The 16,614-nt window shown below is 35.2% G+C and carries 15 protein-coding genes; 3 read left to right on the top strand and 12 right to left on the bottom strand.

Annotated elements, in window-relative coordinates:
- Positions 1 to 10: 10 nt before the first annotated feature.
- The 3 genes from ABJH90_RS04510 to ABJH90_RS04500 form a co-directional block, all read right to left on the bottom strand.
- Positions 11 to 370: a DUF4174 domain-containing protein gene (locus ABJH90_RS04510; RefSeq protein WP_348136952.1), complete on the bottom strand. Its 360-nt coding sequence runs from the start codon at positions 368 to 370 to the stop codon at positions 11 to 13.
- Between the two features lie 124 nt (positions 371 to 494).
- Positions 495 to 1,274 carry a C4-type zinc ribbon domain-containing protein gene (locus ABJH90_RS04505; protein WP_348136950.1) on the bottom strand — a complete coding sequence of 260 codons (780 nt, stop codon included), beginning with the start codon at positions 1,272 to 1,274 and terminating at the stop codon, positions 495 to 497.
- 2 nt (positions 1,275 to 1,276) lie between these two features.
- Positions 1,277 to 2,371 carry a Nif3-like dinuclear metal center hexameric protein gene (locus tag ABJH90_RS04500; RefSeq protein WP_348136948.1) on the bottom strand — a complete coding sequence of 365 codons (1,095 nt, stop codon included), beginning with the start codon at positions 2,369 to 2,371 and terminating at the stop codon, positions 1,277 to 1,279.
- 217 nt (positions 2,372 to 2,588) lie between these two features.
- Here ABJH90_RS04500 and lpxK point away from each other — a divergent pair, with 217 nt between their 5' ends.
- Positions 2,589 to 3,587 (top strand): tetraacyldisaccharide 4'-kinase, encoded by a 999-nt coding sequence (gene lpxK / locus ABJH90_RS04495; RefSeq protein WP_348136946.1) that lies wholly within the window; start codon positions 2,589 to 2,591, stop codon positions 3,585 to 3,587.
- On the opposite strand, the gene ABJH90_RS04490 is transcribed toward lpxK, so the two are convergent.
- The 8 genes from ABJH90_RS04490 to ABJH90_RS04455 all read right to left on the bottom strand — a co-directional run bounded on the left by ABJH90_RS04490 (position 3,576) and on the right by ABJH90_RS04455 (position 11,775).
- Positions 3,576 to 5,741, bottom strand: a complete 2,166-nt coding sequence (locus ABJH90_RS04490; protein ID WP_348136944.1) for a response regulator — start codon at positions 5,739 to 5,741, stop codon at positions 3,576 to 3,578. The genes lpxK and ABJH90_RS04490 overlap by 12 nt on opposite strands.
- Positions 5,742 to 6,157: 416 nt before the next feature.
- On the bottom strand, positions 6,158 to 7,033 hold the full coding sequence (gene lipA, locus ABJH90_RS04485) for a lipoyl synthase (RefSeq protein WP_348136942.1): 876 nt from the start codon (positions 7,031 to 7,033) through the stop codon (positions 6,158 to 6,160).
- Positions 7,034 to 7,126: 93 nt separating this feature from the next.
- Positions 7,127 to 7,693, bottom strand: a complete 567-nt coding sequence (locus tag ABJH90_RS04480; RefSeq protein WP_348136940.1) for a sigma-70 family RNA polymerase sigma factor — start codon at positions 7,691 to 7,693, stop codon at positions 7,127 to 7,129.
- Between the two features lie 37 nt (positions 7,694 to 7,730).
- Positions 7,731 to 7,940, bottom strand: a complete 210-nt coding sequence (locus tag ABJH90_RS04475; RefSeq protein ID WP_348136938.1) for a membrane or secreted protein — start codon at positions 7,938 to 7,940, stop codon at positions 7,731 to 7,733.
- A 73-nt stretch (positions 7,941 to 8,013) separates the two neighbouring features.
- Positions 8,014 to 8,772 carry an anti-sigma factor gene (locus ABJH90_RS04470; RefSeq protein WP_348136936.1) on the bottom strand — a complete coding sequence of 253 codons (759 nt, stop codon included), beginning with the start codon at positions 8,770 to 8,772 and terminating at the stop codon, positions 8,014 to 8,016.
- Entirely contained in the window at positions 8,769 to 9,335 is a 567-nt protein-coding gene (locus ABJH90_RS04465) for an RNA polymerase sigma factor (RefSeq protein WP_348136934.1), read from the bottom strand. The genes ABJH90_RS04470 and ABJH90_RS04465 overlap by 4 nt, the downstream gene beginning before the upstream one ends.
- A gap of 233 nt (positions 9,336 to 9,568) precedes the next feature.
- Complete coding sequence (murB, locus tag ABJH90_RS04460) at positions 9,569 to 10,585, bottom strand: UDP-N-acetylmuramate dehydrogenase (RefSeq protein ID WP_348136932.1); 1,017 nt, start codon at positions 10,583 to 10,585, stop codon at positions 9,569 to 9,571.
- Entirely contained in the window at positions 10,582 to 11,775 is a 1,194-nt protein-coding gene (locus ABJH90_RS04455) for a pyridoxal phosphate-dependent aminotransferase (protein ID WP_348136930.1), read from the bottom strand. The genes murB and ABJH90_RS04455 overlap by 4 nt, the downstream gene beginning before the upstream one ends.
- 152 nt (positions 11,776 to 11,927) lie before the next feature.
- On the opposite strand from ABJH90_RS04455, the gene ABJH90_RS04450 reads away from it, so the two are divergent.
- Complete coding sequence (locus ABJH90_RS04450; RefSeq protein WP_348136928.1) at positions 11,928 to 13,265, top strand: aspartyl protease family protein; 1,338 nt, start codon at positions 11,928 to 11,930, stop codon at positions 13,263 to 13,265.
- Positions 13,266 to 13,314: 49 nt separating this feature from the next.
- On the opposite strand, the gene ABJH90_RS04445 is transcribed toward ABJH90_RS04450, so the two are convergent.
- Positions 13,315 to 13,701 (bottom strand): DUF1573 domain-containing protein, encoded by a 387-nt coding sequence (locus tag ABJH90_RS04445; protein ID WP_348136926.1) that lies wholly within the window; start codon positions 13,699 to 13,701, stop codon positions 13,315 to 13,317.
- A 202-nt stretch (positions 13,702 to 13,903) separates the two neighbouring features.
- Between ABJH90_RS04445 and ABJH90_RS04440 the strand changes: the two genes are divergently transcribed.
- On the top strand, positions 13,904 to 16,540 hold the full coding sequence (locus ABJH90_RS04440) for a valine--tRNA ligase (RefSeq protein ID WP_348136924.1): 2,637 nt from the start codon (positions 13,904 to 13,906) through the stop codon (positions 16,538 to 16,540).
- Positions 16,541 to 16,614 lie beyond the last annotated feature (74 nt).

Below are 16,614 nucleotides of genomic sequence, written 5' to 3'. Positions count from 1 at the left end.
TCTCGTATATTTATCTATTTTTCATTTCTGCCCTTCGCATAGGCATTTGGTCAATTAGATCAAAAACTTCATTTGCTTCCACAGTGTATTTCTTCCTGAGTTTCACACCACCATCTTTTCCAATTAAAATAATGCCCTGTAATTCACCATAAGCTATATTATCTGGATTTATATAGGTTATCATTCCATCCCTATCTAAAACTTCCTTGCCGTTGTAAACAAAAAGAACTAAATCCCTTTCCCTCATTTCGGCATGCAGGCCATTAAACTTATTCAATTGCAAGTTTCTGGTATCAAGATCATTCTTTGCGTCCATTACAAGAAGAATTCGTTTTTTCCACATAAATTCCGTCAACTCCCGTGAAGACATTGTATTTAATTGTAGTATTAAAACTAAAAGTGTTAAACATTTTAGATTAAAAATATCCATATATTGGACTAAAATAAAAAAACCACCTAATTACAGGTGGTTTTAAGTAAATAATTATATCGACTTAGATCTTTGAAAACATTTTGTGCATCTTTACCTGTTCTTCTTCAGCTAAAACTGGATCTACAAGAATTCTACCGCTATGCTCATCGGTGATAATCTTTTTTCTGGAAGCAATTTCTACCTGTACCTGAGGTGGTATGGTAAAGAAAGATCCACCTGAGGCTCCTCTTTCAACCGGGACAACGGCCAGACCGTTTTTAACGTTATTTCGGATTCGCTTATAAGCTTGTACTAATCTATCTTCAATTTGCTTTTCAAATTTTTCAGATTTAGCCAAAAGTGCTTTTTCCTCCTTATCAGTTTCCGCAAGAATCGCGTCTAATTCACTTTTCTTGTGTTTTAAGTGGGCTTCACGCTCTGAAAGTCTTTCTTTAGTCTCGCTGATCACTTCCTTTTTTTGCTCGATTTGAACTTTAAATTCTTTAATGTTTTTCTCAGCTAATTGAATTTCCAATTCCTGAAATTCAACTTCTTTCGCCAGTGAATTGAACTCTCTGCTGTTTCTTACATTTTTTTGCTGATCAGCATATTTTTTTATCAGTACTTTGGCTTCCTCAATTAAATTCTTTTTAGCACCGATTTCATAATTTATGGTTTCCAAATCGGACTTTAACTTATCCATTCTTGTTTTTAAACCAAGTACGTCGTCTTCAAGATCTTCAACTTCAAGGGGTAATTCACCACGTACATTTCTAATTTCATCAACTCTGGAATCTATTAATTGCAAATCGTATAATGCTCTTAATTTATCCTCCACGGTTGTTTCTACTTTTGTTGCCATATTTAATAATACTTGATAGGATTTGTAATACTCTCCGATAACGAGATTGCAAAATTAGGCATTTTTTTTGTAAGATAGTCTACCAATAAATTTTTTGTAAACTGCTCAGTTTCATAGTGCCCTATATCTGCAAGAAGTATTTTGTTTTCAGCTTCGAAAAACTGATGATACTTTATGTCCGATGTAATAAAAATATCTGCACCAGATTTTTTTGCCGCGGTAATAGCAAAGGCACCGCTTCCTCCTAAAACTGCTACTTTATGAATTTTTTTACCTAAAAAATCTGAGTGCTTTATACAGGACACATTCATTTTATTTTTTATGATATTTAGAAAGTCTTTTTCAGCTTGAGGTAATTCCAATTCACCTATCATTCCCATACCAATTTGGGAATCAACATTTTCTAGGGTGTTTATTTCGTATGCTACCTCCTCATATAAATGATGTTCAAATAAAGCCGTCAAAACACTTTTTTCTTTGCTTTTAGGAAAAGTAACATTGATCTGTGTTTCTTCTTCTAAATGCAGTTCACCCTTTTTTCCCTTTACCGGATTTGCATTCCTACCAGCTTTATAACTACCTGTGCCATCTACTGTAAAGCTACATTCACTATAATTTCCTATGCTTCCTGCACCAGCTTTAAATAGACCTTCCAATAGAACTTTGGAATGTGTTCTAGGTATATAAGTGGTTAATTTTTTTATGGTTCCTTGTTGCGGGACTAAAATCCGTGTGTTTTTTACCTCTAAAACTTCACAGATTTTGGCATTAACACCTTCAATTGCATTGTCGAGGGCGGTGTGCAGGCAATAAATGGAAATATTATTTTGAATGGCCTTTATAACGGCACGTTCTACATAATTAGAGCCGGTAAGACTTTTAAGACCTTTAAATAATATAGGATGAAAACTAATGATCAGATTGCATGATTTGCTTATTGCTTCATCAACTACATTTTCAAGTGAATCAAGAGTAACAAGAATATTAGTTACACTCATGTCCAGATCACCTACAAGAAGCCCAACATTATCAAAATCCTCAGCATATTCCAGAGGGGCCAATTCTTCAAGTATTTCAGCAACATCTTTAACCTTCATATTTAAAAATTTATGGCTATTAGAATAAGCCTTGTCTATTAATAGAATTTATGATAAAGCCTTTATAAAATTTAAGGTAATCTTCAAGAACATTCAATTTAATCTCGTTTAGCACTAATCTTAAACAAATTAAAATTAATACAATTGGGTATAATTTAATAGTATGTTTTAAAGTTAAGTGCGTGCATCAAAGATAAAATATTATATTTTCGTTCCTATGCAACTGCTAAGAATTCTAGCCTTCCCATTTTCTTTAATCTATGCCCTTGTGGTATATTTTAGGAATGTTTTATATGATTCAGGTATTTTACAATCTACAGAATTTAAAACTCCAATTGTTAGCGTAGGAAACTTAAGTACAGGGGGTACTGGAAAGACACCAATGATAGAATGGCTATTGAGTCATTTATCAGCAGGTTCAAAGCTTGCAGTTTTGAGTAGGGGATACAAAAGAAGAACCAGGGGTTTTGTTTTGGCCCAAACAACAAGTACGGCTGAAGAAATTGGAGACGAGCCCTTGCAGATATATTCTAAGTTTCCTGAGGTTTCAGTGGCGGTAGATGCGGATAGAATCAGGGGTATTAAACTGCTTGAGACCTCGAGGCATCCAAATCTTATACTTTTAGATGACGCATACCAACATAGAAAAGTGAAGCCACTATTTTCAATCTTATTGACATCCTACGGAAAATTATACACCAATGACTGGTACTTACCTACAGGAAATTTAAGAGACAATAAAAGTTCATCCAAACGGGCAGATCTAATTGTTGTGACTAAATGTCCCCCAGATCTTAATGATGAAAGTCAATTGAAAATCGCACGCAAGCTGAATCCTAGAAAAGATCAAAAGGTATTATTCTGCACTTTGGAATATGACATTAATTTAAAAGGAAAAAAAGAGAAAATATCACTCCATGGTTTACAAAATAAAGAAGTCAACTTAGTAACAGGAATTGCCAACCCCAAACCTTTGATTGATTTTCTAAGAAGTGCAGACATTACTTTTGATCATCATCAGTACAGAGATCATCATTATTTTTCCAGGAAAGAGATTGATTTTTTTAATTCCAAACCTTTAATACTGACAACAGAGAAGGACTATATGCGGTTGAAGGATAGCGTAGATAATCTTTACTATATTTCTGTCCGACATCGATTTTTAAGCGAAGGAGACGTAGTTCTTATAAAAAGCCTTGAAAAATTAGGATACTGATTTCTTTAATTTATGTTCAAGTATGTTTTCACCAATTTTTTGATAAAACACTTCTGGTTTAAAAGGTTTAGTAACTACGTCATTACATCCTGCTGCATAGAAACTTTCTAAACTGTCATCTAGGGATATTGCGGTAAGCGCTATAATTGGCGTGTCAGAATCAAATTTTCTAATCTGAATGGTAGCTTCAACCCCACTTATTCCAGGCATATGGATGTCCATTAGTATGCCGTCGTATTGACTTGAATTAGCCATTTCCACTGCCGTGTTTCCGTTTCCGGCAATTTCACAGCTAATACCTCTTTTCTCCAACATTTTTTTGGTTATGACCTGATTTATCTTATTGTCTTCAACAACGAGTACATGAAGGCCATTTAAATCATAGTCTTTTTGGGTTATCTCAAAAGGAATGTCATCTACAACACTTTCTTTACTTTTAAGGTCTAATTCAAAGAAAAATGAACTTCCCTGGCCCAAAGTACTTTTAAGCTGTATTTTACTGTCAAAAAGACCTAACAAACTCTTTACAATAGTAAGGCCAAGGCCAGTACCTCCATATTCCCTGTTAATTTGAATTGAGCCTTGTTCAAAACTATCGAAGATATTTTGCTGTTGTTCAATTGAAATACCTATTCCATTATCCTTGACTTCAAAATATATAGTCACTTCTTCCTCTTCCTTTTTCAGGAGTTTGGCTATTACATGTACTTCTCCATTTTTTGTAAACTTTAATGAATTACCAACCAGATTCATAAATATCTGGGATAATTTAATAGGGTCGCTCATTAAATGTTTAGGAATAGCCTCGTCGTAATCTAAGATAATTTTTGTTTTATTTTCTTTAGCACTTTGCTGTAAAGAGCTTATTACGTCTGCAAGCACTTTCTTCAGATTAAATTCCATATTTAAGGGCTCCAGTTTGTCGGCATCTATTTTATTTATTTGCAGGATATCATTTATAAAATTTAGTAAATAATCTCCCGAAAACTTTAAAGACTTTAGATGTTCTTTTTGATTATCGCTTGGGTTCTCTTCCAATAAGAGATGCGCCAAACCGGTAACGGCATATAGCGGTGTTCTCAATTCATGACTTACGGTAGACAGGAAGTTTGTTTTGGCTTCCATAGCCTGAACTGCAGCATCTCTGGCAGTTTGAAGCTGCCTGTTTTTGGTTTGCAGAAGATCATTGGTCTTTAACTTAATCTGATTGTTCCTGAATAGCGATACTGCTAATAAAGAAATAATAGTTAAAAAAGCCGAGGTTAGGATAGCAGTAATTTCCGATCTGTTCCGGGATTCATTTAACTCCTCTATTTTAGTATCCTGACGTTTAATTTCTTCCGACATGAATTCAAATTGAATCCTATCGGCTGTTTTGGCTTCGGCCTTAATTTTTTCTATGGTGAAAACAGAATCTTTTAGTTTTAAAAGATTCCTGTTATGAACAAGAGAGAGATTGTATTTTTCTCTATTTTCATAAGCCTGCCCCAGGATTTCATTAGCTTCAAATTCCTCTTTGGAGAAGTTATTTGCCTCAGCGATTTCTAAAGCACTAACCCCACTTTTAATACTTTCATCATAGTCTTGAGTTTTAATATATAATTTTGCTAATCCCAGGTGTGACCTTGCCATTAAGGATTCTTTTTCAAATACATCATTATTTACCACAAGGGAATTAAAATTTAATGCTGCACTTTCATATTTTTCTATAGTGAGGAATATATTGCCCTCCAACAATAATATGTTGTTGAGAAGATTACGGTCATTACTAAGCTGCTTTGATTCATTTAGCATGAAAATGGCCTGAAAGTTATTACCGCTGTCATAGAGTAAAATAGATTCTATGTATTTGTGAACTGCATGGCCATATGGATATTCCAGATCATTCAGCAGAACTGTTGCACGATCCCAATAAAAAAGGGTTGTTTCTCTTTTATCCAGCTCCATGTAAAGCAATGCGAATTTGTTATAACAATCTACAAGGGCCTTTTCGTCTTCTGTTTCTTCGGCCAAAGCAGCAGCTTTATCTAAGGATTCCAGCGCAAGATTTATTTTGTTCTGGTTTTTATAAGTCCTGGTTTCATTAAAAAAAGTATCTAAGGCATTTACCTGATTTGTCCGCTCTTGGGCCATGACAACAGGAAAGTAAGACATAAATACGAATAAGAAAAATGCCTTGGGAATTATTATATGTTGTAAAAAAAATCTCAAATGACTTTTTATTTAGCAAAGAAGTTAATAAAACACATAATTCTTTTGATGTACACTGTTTACTTTTTAATATTTGGAATTTTATAATAAATGTTTAATAAACCTCACCTTTGAATCAAACGTCTAGGATAAACAACTATTGTTTATTTGAATAGAAACTATAGGTTCTTTCCTATAAAAAGGGCTGTTTTTTAGGTCATTTTAGGAAAATCTTTTAAAAGTATCATTTATTTAATGAATAATCACTGCCTTTTTAACATAAAATAGCACCTCTAAGCGCATAGTTTATGGAAGGATATTCGTGCTAAACTAAATTTCTTCTTAAGAAATCTTTGGAATAAAAAATGTCTATAAACTCTTTAATGAATATGTTTATGTGCTTTGTAGGAAGACCGAACCAAAGCTCCACTTTCAACATGTCTGAATCCCATATTAAGCCCTAATTCCTCGTACTTGGCAAATTGTTCGGGTAAAATAAACTCTTTTACAGGCAAGTGCCTTTTAGAAGGTTGAAGGTATTGTCCAATAGTAACCACATCAACCTTGGCATTTCTAAGATCTTCCATGGTCTCGATAACTTCAGATTCAAGTTCTCCCAGACCCAACATAATTCCAGACTTGGTTCGTTTAACACCCTGCTCTTTCAGGTAATGCAGTACATTAAGGCTACGCTCATATTTTGCCTGAATCCTAACTTCACGCGTTAGTCTTTTAACAGTTTCCATATTATGAGAAACAACTTCGGGAGCAACATCTACAATACGATCCAAATGAATTCCATGTCCCTGAAAGTCAGGGATAAGGGTTTCCAATGTAGTATTCGGATTCATTCTTCTTATAGCTTTTACAGTTTCCGACCATATAATAGACCCCATATCTTTAAGATCATCCCTGTCTACAGAAGTAATTACAGCATGTTTAATACCCATAATCTTTATGGAACGCGCTACTTTTTCGGGTTCTTCCCAATCCACATTCTCGGGCCGGCCAGTTTTCACACCACAAAACCCACAGGATCTAGTACAGATATTTCCTAAAATCATGAAAGTAGCTGTGCCTTCTCCCCAACATTCCCCCATATTCGGGCAGCTACCAGAAGTGCATATGGTATGCAAATCATATTTATCAACAAGACTTCTTAGCTGCGTATATTTTTTCCCTGTTGGTAATTTAACTCTTAACCATTTTGGTTTGCCTTTAGGCGGTTGTATATGGGAAATAGTTTCAACGCTCATAGAAAAATTTTAAACAAATATACGACCAAATAGAAAAACAAAAGCTATTGGAAAAGGGCTCAAATATTTTGCAAAAACTTAACTGGCAAAAAACTATCTTTTGCTTTTGATGATTTCTGCTAATAATTTTTTTGCCCGGAGCAATTTTACTTTAACATTATTCACTGGTTCTCCCAATTCTTTGGCAATTTCTGTATAGGATAGTTCATTAAAATACCGAAGATTAATGACTTTTTGATAATGCGGCTTTAATTGTTTAATATTTTGAAGAAGCTTTGCGAGATTCTGATCGGTGATTAGTTGATCCTCGGCAGTTGGGGCATCATCAAGAACCTTTTTTATGGCCTCGTTATTGCCACTATCTGTGCCATCAAGAACATTCCTTTTTCTTTTTCTTATGAGGTCTACATGCAAGTTTTTTGAAATAGTGATTAGCCATGTTTTAAACTCATAAGCAGAGTCATATGAATCTAATTTGTCGAAAGCCCTGGAAAAAGTTTGTATCGTTATATCTTCGGCATCATTTTCATTTTCAGTCCGAATTAATTGAAAACCATATACATCATTCCAGAATGTGTCAAGTAAACTACTAAATGCAATCTGATTACCCGCCTTAGCCAGTTCAATAGTACTCTGGAGTGTTTCGTCAGTTTTATCCAAACCTTGCTCTTTAATAAACCTAAAGGTAAACTAAATGTTATTGTGATTTTGCAGAAGCCTCTTTTCTGCATTCCTGCTCGTCGGGAAGTTTACCACAATAACCGCAGGCTTCTCCACCGCTATTAAGATAAGGATTTTGACTAGCGCAAGTACCGGCAAACTTACCATCTTTTCTAGACCATATTTTAATTGCAATGCCTGCGAATGCCAGTGCAAGAAGACCTATAGTAAGTAAAATTAACATCATAAAGAAAATTTTCACAAAGATACAAAAATAAAGCCCCTAAAAGGGGCTGTATATTCTACAAATCATTGGTATCTCAATAAGAAATATTGGCTACAATATTCTGAACCGTAGGAGTGTCATTTCCGCCTTGAGGTTCTATAGTTATGTAACCAACTGCGTTTTCCGCATAAGGTAAGGGTCTGAGGTGATCTTTATCATCAACATTCTTAATTACCCCCAGATTGACCATTTCACCATTAACTTCAGCCCACATCTGATAACATTGGTTATCAGGCAAATTAGGTAAACTCCTAACGTTAATATAGGAAAGTTTTTTAACAGGATTAATATAGGCCACAGCTTTTAATTCCTTTGCCTTTTTATTCCCATTTACGGCATACTTTTTAGTCTGAGGATTATTTAGAACTATAAACTGGTTTCTTACATCTTCCAGTTGTTCTTTCATATCTTCTTCTAAGGTTCTGATCTTATTATTTACGATGACATTTTCATCTTGTAAATTTTGGTTTTGATTCCAAAAGAAATAAGATGATCCAGCAAAAAGTAAAGCCGTTATACTTGCAGCAATCGCATATCTTTGAAACTTTCTTCTACCTGTATTCTGTGCTTTAACCCTATTTAGGATCTTGGCCTTAAGACCTTCCGGGGTTTTAAGGGCATATAGTTTTGCAAATGTTTCAAGATTAGCTTGCAACTCATCATAGGTCTTCCTGACTTTAGGATACATTGCTATATATCGTTCCACTTGCATTGATTCTTCAAGAGTGGTAGTTCCCAATAGATACTTTTCAAGTAAATCAGTATCTAAAAATATTCGTATTTTTTCTTTCATGACATTAAAGTTAATAGGGGCAAAAGTATCATAGAATTTCCATAAATCTTTTTAAGTTCTCTTAGTCCAATTTTTAACCTGGATTTGATAGTTCCCAACGGAATATTTAATTCGTCGCTGGCTTCTTGTTGTGTCATGCCTTGAAAAAACAAGGCATCCAACACCACTTGATATTTATCTTCTATCTTCTCCATGTTCTCTTTGACATCCATGAACTCGGGTCTGATACTGTCTATTCCTAGATTATATACGTCTGAAATATCAATTTGGATTTCCTTATCAGATTTGGTGTTTACGCTACGTAGCTTGTCAATGGCCGTGTTTCTTGTTATCCTGAAGAGCCATGTAAATAATTTTGCTTTCGAGGAATCATAAGAGTCAGATTTTTTCCAGATCTTAACAAAACTCTCCTGCAATACATCCTGTGCCAGTTCTGAATCTCTAACTACTTTAAAAGCAACCCCGTAAAGTGTATCGCCATAATGTTCATACAGCAATGAAATAGCCTTCTCATTGCGCTCGTGCAACAATTCAACAATATGTTTTTCAAGTAGTGAACTCATATTAGATTAACGACATCAAATAATTCGGAAAGAAAGCATCCAAAATATTATTCTGACCCGTATATAGTGTAAACGCTAAATTATAAAATTGATTGTTAAGAAAGCGTTTTCTCAATTTTAATTAGATAAATGTGCAACTGGTTATTGTACATTTAATTTTTGGTTAGTTTGGTTTGGTATAACCCCCGTGAATTCTTTCTCGGGGGTTATTTTATGACTTTTTACTATTCTTTTTAGCTAATTATATTTACTTCAGGGTTAATTTCGATGCCAAATCGCGCTAATACGGCATCCTGAATTTTAGTTGCTAATAGTAGTAACTCCTGTCCACTTGCTCCTCCATAGTTCACCAGGACCAAGGCCTGGTTCTTATGAATCCCGGCATCACCAAATCTTTTACCTTTAAATCCGCATTGTTCAATAAGCCATGCGGCAGGTATTTTATAAGTAGTTTCTGAAATTTTATAAAAAGGAGCTTCAGGATTATTCTCCAAAAAAGTAATAAACTTCTCTTTTGTTATAACTGGGTTTTTAAAGAAACTTCCACTGTTGCCCAATTTAATTGGGTCTGGGAGTTTCTTTCTACGAATTGCAATTACAGCATTGGAAACATCTTTGATTGAAGGGTGGTCAATCTTATTTTCTTTCAATTCAGTTTCAATTGCACCATAGGAGGTATTTGGATTATGTGGCGGTTTATTTAATTTTAAATTTACCGACGTTATAATGTATTTACCCTTCCCTTCATTCTTAAAAATGGAATCTCTATAGCCAAACTGGCAGTCAGACTTAGAAAAAGTGATGAGCTGCTGAGTAGCAGCATCCATGGCTTCACAGCTTTCAAAACAATCCTTAAGTTCAACCCCGTATGCGCCTATATTTTGTATGGGTGAGGTGCCTACATTTCCTGGAATTAGTGATAGATTTTCCAACCCTCCGTAGCCATGATTAATCGTCCAAATTACTAATTCATGCCAGTTTTCTCCTGCCATAATCTTTAGGATTACGTGATTTTCATCTTCTGACAGTATTGTAATTCCTTTGATGTTAATATGCATAACTAATGCATTTAGATCATTGGTTATTAGCATATTACTTCCGCCGCTTAACACAAGTTTTTTCGGGTAACTCTTTAGTTGAAGTACTTCTTGGAGATTCTGGATTGTAGTTATTTCTACGAAATGGCTTGCCAGGGCTTCAATACCAAAAGTATTATACTTCTTCAAAGATATATTACGCTGTATTTTCACAAAGCCCTATAGGTTTTAAGTGCTTCTTTTAATATTTGCACTGCTTTTATTAAACGCTCTTTTTTAAGAACATAAGCAATGCGTATCTGATTTTTACCCATTCCCTCGGTTGCGTAGAATCCTGCAGCCGGTGCAACCATGACAGTCTCACCGTTTAAATCATATTTCTCCAGAAGCCACTGTGCAAAATGATCTGCGTCTATTATAGGTAATTGCGCTATACAGTAAAATGCGCCGTGAGGCCTACCGACAACAACACCATCTATATTATTTAATTCAGTTATTAGCAGATCACGCCTTTCTACATATTCTTCTATTACTTCCTTAAAGTACTCCTGTGGTGTTTCTAAAGCAGCTTCACTGGCAATTTGGGCATATGTAGGGGGTGAAAGCCTGGCTTGGGCAAATTTTAGGGCTGTTTTTATAATCTCTTCGTTTTTTGAGACAAGACAACCAATTCTTGCGCCACACATGCTATATCTCTTGGAAACAGAATCTATAACGATAGCGTGTTCTTCCAACCCGTTTTCCTGTAATATGGAATAGTGCTCTTTTCCATCGTATGTGAACTCTCTATAGACTTCATCTGCCACCAGAAAAAGATCATATTTTTTTACCAGCAACGCCAGTTTCTGAATTTCAGTTTTATTGTATAAATACCCTGTAGGATTTCCAGGATTACATATAAGGATCGCTCTTGTCTTATCTGTAATGAGCTTTTCGAATTCCTCAATTGGAGGTAGTGCAAAATTGTTTTCAATTCTCGAAAGTACAGGAGTCACTTTTATTCCCATGGCAGTAGCAAAACCATTGTAATTGGCATAAAATGGTTCAGGAATTATTATTTCATCGCGAGCATCAGCAATACTTCCCATAGCAAAGGTAAGAGCTTCAGATCCCCCGGTTGTCACTAATATGTCATTGTGCGTGACGTATATTTTTTGCTTTTTGTAATATTCACTTAATTTTTTACGATAGATTTCGGAACCTTCAGTTCTGCTGTAGGCTAAAACTTCAATTGTGTTGTTTTTGACCGCATCCAAAGCCTGTTTAGGGGTTTTAATATCTGGCTGACCAATATTTAGATGAATAACATCAACACCTCGTAATTTGGCAGCTTCCGCATAGGGAACCAATTTTCGGATTGGGGATTCGGGCATTAATTGACCCTTCCTTGAGATGGCTGGCATAGAATTCTAAATTTTAGCAAAAATGGGAAATCATTATGGACAAAACAACATAAAGTTAAATATTATCAGTTCATCTAATGGAATGTTAAAGTACTATAAACTTTCATTATTATTTTATATCTTTAGGATATATTGAACTAATTATTAGGAAGTTGCGTAAAATATTCAATTTATTTTTATTGTTAATTCTGTGGATTCCATCTTATGGTTTAGCACAAGGTTTTGCGTTGCCATATGGTAAAAAATTTGAAAAGGTTAATTTTAAATTAATCAATAACCTTATAATCATACCTATTGAAGTTAACGGGGCGAAGTTGTCCTTTATCTTGGATTCAGGGGTGAGTAAACCTATTCTTTTTAATGTCTCTGGCCAGGACTCCATTCAATTAAAAAATGTGTCAGAAATTACTATAAGCGGCCTAGGTGGTGGAGATCCAATTAAAGGGCTAAGTTCAAAAGACAATTTTTTCAAATTAGAGGAAATTAGGAATTTCAATCAATTATTATATGTTGTATTGGACAAGGATATGAATTTCTCACCAAGTTTGGGAATCCCGATACATGGAATCATTGGATATGACCTTTTCCGAGATTTTGTCGTAGAAATTAATTACAGTTCGGAATATATTAAATTTCATGATCCTGAATTTTATAAAGAGAAAGAAAATACTAAATCACAGACATTACCTTTATCCATTAGAAGAAACAAGGCTTATATTGAAGGAAGTGTTGGTTTAAATACGACAAACGATGTGCCCGTAAAACTTTTAATTGATACGGGTAGTAGTGATTCGGTTTGGCTCTTTAAGGATGAGGGAAAAGGACTTGGTATTCCTGAACAAAACTATCAGGATTTTTTGGGTCAAGGATTGAATGGAAGCATTTTTGGTAAACGCACCAAGGTAAATAAAATTAATTTAGGAAAATTTGCTTTAAAGGATGCGAAAGCGGCTTTTCCTGATATGGAGACCTTTAGTAGTACCTCGGTGATTACGGGGAATAGAAATGGTAGTATTGGCGGGGCCATTCTTAAACGCTTTAATATTGTTTTTAACTATCCTGCAAAAGAAATTACCTTAAAAAAGAATAGACATTTTAGTGCTCCTTTCCAGTACAATATGTGTGGTTTGCAATTACAGCATAATGGTGTTCGATATATCGCAGATCGGATTGCAGATAGCAGAGGTGTTGTTATGAATAGTGAAAAAACATTTGGAAATGTGCAGATTCTAATGGAAAACCAAACCCGACTTAGTTTGGTGCCCGAGATTATTGTATCAGGTATCAGAGCAGGTAGCCCCGCAGAAGAAGCCGGTTTACAAGAGGGAGACATTATTTTAGCAGTAAATGGTAAGCGCATTCATAGTTATAAACTTCAGGAAGTCATGAAAATGCTCAATGAAAAAGAAGGAAAGCGCATAAAGGTACTTATAGAAAGATACAACAAGGATTTGTTATTTTCATTTGTGCTTAAAAAAGCATTTAAATAAAAAAACCGGAATTTTCATTCCGGTTTTTTTTATCATAATACAAATTTTTTTATTTTCCGTCTACACTTTTCACTTCTCCTTTAATTTTTAACACCTTGGTAGGTGTATCAGCGTTGGATATTACTGTTATAGCTTTTCTAATTGGTCCAACTCGCTTAGTGTCATATTTAACTTGTATTTCTCCTGTTTTACCCGGCAAAATGGCCTCTTCAGGTTTTTTAGGAATAGTACAGCCACAACTGGAACTTACTTTACTTATAATTAAAGGTGCTGTTCCTGTGTTTGTAAATTCAAATACCCTAACGCCATCACTACCTTTTTCGATTACACCATAATCAACGGTTTCCGATTTAAATTCGATCTTAGCCGCTTTATCCTGGGCGTTTACACTTAATGTAAGTAGGCCTACAAATAATATTAATACTATTTTTTTCATTACTTTTTGGTTTTGGGTGAATCTCAAATGTAAATGTTTTGGTATCAACATCCAAAATTCTTTTGTTATCTTCTAACGTTACTTATTTTTGTTTCGTATTTCCAATCCGGTAAAAATTAAAGTGATTATCGCAAGTTTAACATTTTTAGTGATAATCATTTTTTGATACCGGTATGGATTAAACAAAAACTGTACCGAAATTATGGATATTCCATCAAAATATGAGCCTCAGATAGTAGAAGACCACTGGTATAACTATTGGATGGCCAATAATTATTTTCATTCAACGCCCGATGGTCGTGAGCCTTATACCATAGTTATACCGCCACCTAATGTCACGGGTATTCTGCATATGGGGCATATGTTGAATAATACCATTCAGGATGTGCTGATAAGAAGAGCGCGCCTGCTTGGTCTGAATGCTTGCTGGGTACCCGGAACAGACCATGCTTCTATAGCAACAGAAGCAAAAGTTGTAGCTAAACTGAAGGAGCAGGGAATAGATAAGAAAGATATTTCAAGAGAAGAATTCTTAGTTCATGCCTGGGAATGGACACACGAATATGGGGGTGTAATTTTAGAACAGCTTAAAAAATTAGGTTGTTCATGTGATTGGGATCGCACAAAATTTACGATGGATGAAGACATGTCTGCGTCCGTTATTAAAGTTTTTATTGAATTATTCAATAAAGGTTTGATCTATCGCGGATATCGTATGGTAAACTGGGATCCTCAAGCTAAAACGACGCTATCAGATGAGGAAGTAATATATGAAGAGCGCAATGGCGAGTTATATTACCTCGCATATTCCATTGAAGGTTCTGATGATAAAGTCACCATAGCAACCACACGTCCTGAGACCATTCTGGGCGACACTGCCATTTGTATCAATCCAAACGATGAACGTTTCAGCAATTTGAAAGGTAAAAAGGCAATCGTTCCTATATGCAATAGGGTAATTCCAATAATTGAAGATGAATATGTTACAATGGAATTTGGAACTGGTTGTCTAAAAGTGACACCTGCACATGACGAAAATGATAAGCTTCTTGGTGAGAAACATCAACTTGAAACCATAGATATTTTTAACGAAGATGCATCATTAAATTCTTTTGGAATGCATTTTGAAGGGATGGACCGGTTCATAGCGCGTAAAGCAATTGTTAAGGAATTAAAGGAAAAAGGTGTTTTAACAAAGGTGGAACCTTATGTAAATAAAGTTGGTACTTCCGAACGAACAAAAGTTGTTATAGAACCAAGACTTTCAGATCAATGGTTTCTTAAAATGGAAAATTTAGCAAAGCCCGCTTTAACTGCTGTTCTAGAAACGAGGGAAGTGAACTTTTTTCCGAGAAAATTTGAAAACACATATCGTCATTGGATGGAAAATATTCGGGATTGGAATATTTCCCGGCAGCTTTGGTGGGGACAACGCATACCCGCTTATTACTATGGAGATGGCGAAAATGATTTTGTTGTTGCAGAATCAAGAGAAGATGCTCTGGTCAAAGCAAGAGATAAATCTGGAAATATTGGGTTGGCTGCGGAAGATCTGAAACAAGATGAAGATGTATTGGACACCTGGTTTTCTTCCTGGCTCTGGCCAATTAGTGTTTTTGGTGGAATCATGGAACCAGATAATAAAGAGGTTAATTATTATTATCCTACAAGTGATCTGGTTACCGCACCCGATATTTTATTTTTTTGGGTAGCCAGGATGATTGTGGCCGGTTATGAATTTAGAGGAGAAAGACCATTTGATAATGTTTATCTAACCGGTATAGTTCGCGATAAAGAAAGGCGTAAAATGTCTAAATCTTTAGGTAATTCTCCTGATGCCCTTAAATTAATTTCGGAATTCGGGGCAGATGCTGTGCGAGTTGGCTTGTTACTAAGTTCTGCAGCCGGAAACGACCTTTTATTTGATGAAGCTCTTTGCCAGCAAGGAAAAAACTTTGCCAATAAAATATGGAATGCCTTTCGTCTTGTTAATGGATGGGAAATTGCCGAACTACCGCAACCTGATTACTCTTTAAAAGGAATTGAATGGTATACAGCCAGATTTAATCAAGTGCTTGAGGAGATAGAGGACCATTTTAGCAAATATCGTATATCAGAAGCATTAATGGCTATTTACAAACTGGTTTGGGATGATTTTTGCTCATGGTTGCTGGAAATAGTAAAACCAGCCTATCAGCAGCCAATTGATCAGAAAAGTTACATAGCAATCATAGCTATTTTTGAGAATAATTTAAAACTTCTACACCCTTTTATGCCTTTTCTATCGGAAGAAATATGGCAGCGTATCTCAGAACGTAGGCCCTCTGAGGCCCTGGTCATTGCTAGCTGGCCAGAAATAGAAAGTTATGACCCTGAACAAATTAAGGCATTTGATTTAGCGGCAGAAGTAATATCGGGCATTCGCAATATTCGCAAAGAGAAGAATATTCCTTTAAAAGAGACTTTGGAGCTTTCCGTGTTAAATAAAGAAGGAATAACTGAAGACTTGGATGTGGTTATCAAAAAACTGGCTAATGTGGAGCCAATTACTTCTGTACATACGGCTGTAGATGGTGCATTGTCATTTAGAGTTAGAAGTAATGAATATTTTGTACCCGTTGCCGGTACACTTGATGTAGATGCAGAAATAAAGAAGATCCGGGAAGAACTGTCATATACCAAGGGTTTCTTACAATCTGTCAATAAAAAGCTGGCTAATGATCGGTTTGTGAATAATGCCCCTGAAAAGGTTGTGGCTATTGAAAAAAAGAAGGCAGAGGACGCTGAGGCTAAAATTGAAACCTTGGAAAAAAGCCTGAGTAGTTTGGAGCAATCATAATATGTTATTTAAAGTAAATAATGTCATTATTTGAGGATTTCCCGGATGATGTTTATCTTTAGACAAAGTACATT

The organism is Eudoraea sp., assembly GCF_039969275.1.
In the GTDB taxonomy this organism is placed as follows: Bacteria; Bacteroidota; Bacteroidia; order Flavobacteriales; family Flavobacteriaceae; genus Eudoraea.
Note: the sequence above shows the minus strand (reverse complement) of the source record. Positions and strands in the feature narration are given on the sequence as shown.

What these genes read in the sequence shown, in the direction of transcription:
- ABJH90_RS04500 (WP_348136948.1), bottom strand. Translation starts at nt 2,371, where the DNA reads ATGAAGGTTAAAGATGTTGCTGAAATACTTGAAGAATTGGCCCCTCTG.
- ABJH90_RS04510 (WP_348136952.1), bottom strand. Translation starts at nt 370, where the DNA reads ATGTCTTCACGGGAGTTGACGGAATTTATGTGGAAAAAACGAATTCTT.
- lpxK (WP_348136946.1), top strand. Translation starts at nt 2,589, where the DNA reads ATGCAACTGCTAAGAATTCTAGCCTTCCCATTTTCTTTAATCTATGCC.
- ABJH90_RS04445 (WP_348136926.1), bottom strand. Translation starts at nt 13,701, where the DNA reads ATGAAAAAAATAGTATTAATATTATTTGTAGGCCTACTTACATTAAGT.
- lipA (WP_348136942.1), bottom strand. Translation starts at nt 7,033, where the DNA reads ATGAGCGTTGAAACTATTTCCCATATACAACCGCCTAAAGGCAAACCA.
- ABJH90_RS04465 (WP_348136934.1), bottom strand. Translation starts at nt 9,335, where the DNA reads ATGAGTTCACTACTTGAAAAACATATTGTTGAATTGTTGCACGAGCGC.
- ABJH90_RS04440 (WP_348136924.1), top strand. Translation starts at nt 13,904, where the DNA reads ATGGATATTCCATCAAAATATGAGCCTCAGATAGTAGAAGACCACTGG.
- ABJH90_RS04505 (WP_348136950.1), bottom strand. Translation starts at nt 1,274, where the DNA reads ATGGCAACAAAAGTAGAAACAACCGTGGAGGATAAATTAAGAGCATTA.
- ABJH90_RS04490 (WP_348136944.1), bottom strand. Translation starts at nt 5,741, where the DNA reads ATGTCTTACTTTCCTGTTGTCATGGCCCAAGAGCGGACAAATCAGGTA.
- ABJH90_RS04455 (WP_348136930.1), bottom strand. Translation starts at nt 11,775, where the DNA reads ATGCCAGCCATCTCAAGGAAGGGTCAATTAATGCCCGAATCCCCAATC.
- ABJH90_RS04475 (WP_348136938.1), bottom strand. Translation starts at nt 7,940, where the DNA reads ATGATGTTAATTTTACTTACTATAGGTCTTCTTGCACTGGCATTCGCA.
- ABJH90_RS04470 (WP_348136936.1), bottom strand. Translation starts at nt 8,772, where the DNA reads ATGAAAGAAAAAATACGAATATTTTTAGATACTGATTTACTTGAAAAG.